At 45.5% G+C, this 2,226-nt stretch carries 1 protein-coding gene and 1 pseudogene; one reads left to right on the top strand and one right to left on the bottom strand.

Annotated elements, in window-relative coordinates; genetic code table 11:
- Window positions 1-453 (top strand): serine hydrolase (locus ACEW8S_RS14265; RefSeq protein WP_373518807.1); only part of this gene is annotated, 453 nt, incomplete at its 5' end.
- 37 nt (window positions 454-490) lie between these two features.
- Here the strand turns inward: ACEW8S_RS14265 and ACEW8S_RS14260 are convergent.
- Window positions 491-2,226 (bottom strand): annotated as a pseudogene (locus ACEW8S_RS14260) (hypothetical protein); the annotation flags it as partial.

Genomic DNA, 2,226 nt, shown 5'->3' with positions numbered 1-2,226 from the left:
GCCGACGAATGGCGGCTGGGCAGTTTTTTCACCCGCGGCGCCAACACCTACGTAGGCGACAAAGGCGGAAGCATCGGATCGCCATTGGGATTAATGAAATTCTTGGTCCAACTTGAACAGGGCAAAGTAGTCGATGAACAGAGCAGCCTGGAGATGAAGCGCCTGATGTACATGACCGACCGCCGCATCCGCTATGCACAAGCCCCCGCCTTGAAGGAGGCCGCCGTATATTTCAAATCCGGCAGTCTCTACAAATGTGACCGCAGTAAAGGCGAAGCTTGCGAAAAATACATGGGCAATGTCACGAATTTCATGAACTCCGTCGCCATTGTAGAACATCCGAACAATTGCACCTATATGGTCGTGCTGATGACCAACGTGCTCCGAAAAAATTCCGCCAGTGACCATATGTATTTGGCAGGGAATATCGATAAGCTGATTCGGAAGGAGTAAAAGTTTATGGGTTTTCCAGTCCAACCTCTAAACCCCTTCAACTTCCTCCAAGAATCCCCTTCCAAGCCTCTTTCGCAAAAGTCCGTAGTTTAAGGTCATCGTTTTTAATAAATTTCATGACGAGCGGCACATATTTCTCATCCTTTTGATGCTTTATCAAATACAGCACGGCCAGTTTGAGCTTAAGGTCGTTGCCATTGAGCAAGAGTTCAAAACACTCCATTTCTGTGGGTACTTTGTGTTTGATCTTTTGTAGAACTTCATCGGAAGAAGTATCCAGCGCTAATTCTTCGATGATAGGCAAAAGGGTGCGTTTCAGGTCTCCCGTAAGCAGATTGTCCAAAAATTCGATGGCGTTGGTTCGGGCTTCCTGTTTGTCGCTCAACAGGCCTTCATAGGCGATTTCGACGTCCTTTTGGGGGTAACGCAGTCCCAGTAATTTGAAGATGCGTTCCAGACCGGCATCCAGTCGGCGCTCCAGTAATTCCAACAGACTGGTGCGGGCGTCCCGTTCTTCTTCGCTAATTTCTTTTTTGGCTTTTGTCCGATTTCTATAGGATATGATGATCTGGGTATGCATGGCCGAAAGCGTCCGGTGGTGCAGTTTGCATTCCTCATAGATCAAGGCGACCACCCTGTATTTGTCGAATTTAAGTTCGGTATGGTTTTTTCGGATTTCGCTTAAAGCACGTATACTTTCCAACCGGATGGACAGATCGCTATCTTCCATCAAGAGAAAAAGGCATCTCACGGTTTCCTGGGAAGGAAAGTTTTGTAGCGTAGCAGGAATAAAACGGCAGGTTTCAAGGGATACCAGTCTTTCTACCGCTATGTTGGTCAATAAGGGCACCATGGTCCCCCCATACCCCACTAAGGCTTCGACAACCTGTTTCCGGAATTTTTTCTGCGGCAAAAATGGAATCAAATCGGGAATAAAGCTATCATCTTTGGCAAGGCCCGCAGCATAAATGGCAGCTTCCAAGATTTCGGGATTTCCATCCTCGAAATACGCGGTAATAAAAGAAAAATGGACAGGAATATTGGCCGCCCCGATGGTTTTTAAAAGGGACTTCAAGGTAGCGGTATTCTCTTTTCCATCGGATATTGCATTGATTTGGTGTTGGATGCGATTATGAAGACCGTATGCACTTTTTAGGATTTCGTTGTTTCTCGATTCCCTAGCGAGGCAGTACAGTGCGGCATTGGAAATACGGTTGTTCTCGTTATCCAGATATCGGTCGTAAACCAGTGAACTGTCCTTCTCGGCATGCAATAACAGGTATTCCAAAGTAGCCAGGGTTAGGGCTTCGTCATCGGTATGTAAAAGTTGGTTGACATTGGATACCATTGTCCTGGGATTCAAAAAATAAAGGTTCTGGATGGCCGCCGTTCTTACTTTTGTTGAAGGATGTTCCAATAGCAGCTCCACATCCTTTTCAAAACGCTTATCATTGATTTCCATCAATTTACCTAACATAAAAAGAATCTGTTCCTCCGAACCGGTCCGAAAAACATTTCGCATGCCTTTCACGACCGATACTTTTTTTGCCATCGGTTTTGCAGATCGTTCATTGCGTTCGGTTAGTGCTTCCAAATTACTCCGAAAGGTCTTATAATATTCCTTGCGTACCTGAAGGATAAAAAATACCCATACCCCGACCAATATTAAGATAATAGCAGCAATATAATAGGATGGCAAATCAAGGCCTTTCACAACAAAAATCAGCAAGAAACCGGCAATTCCGGTGGCAATACTATCCACTACCACATCTA

The sequence above is a fragment of the Pricia sp. genome (assembly GCF_041745955.1).
In the GTDB taxonomy this organism is placed as follows: Bacteria; Bacteroidota; Bacteroidia; order Flavobacteriales; family Flavobacteriaceae; genus Pricia.
Note: the sequence above shows the minus strand (reverse complement) of the source record. Positions and strands in the feature narration are given on the sequence as shown.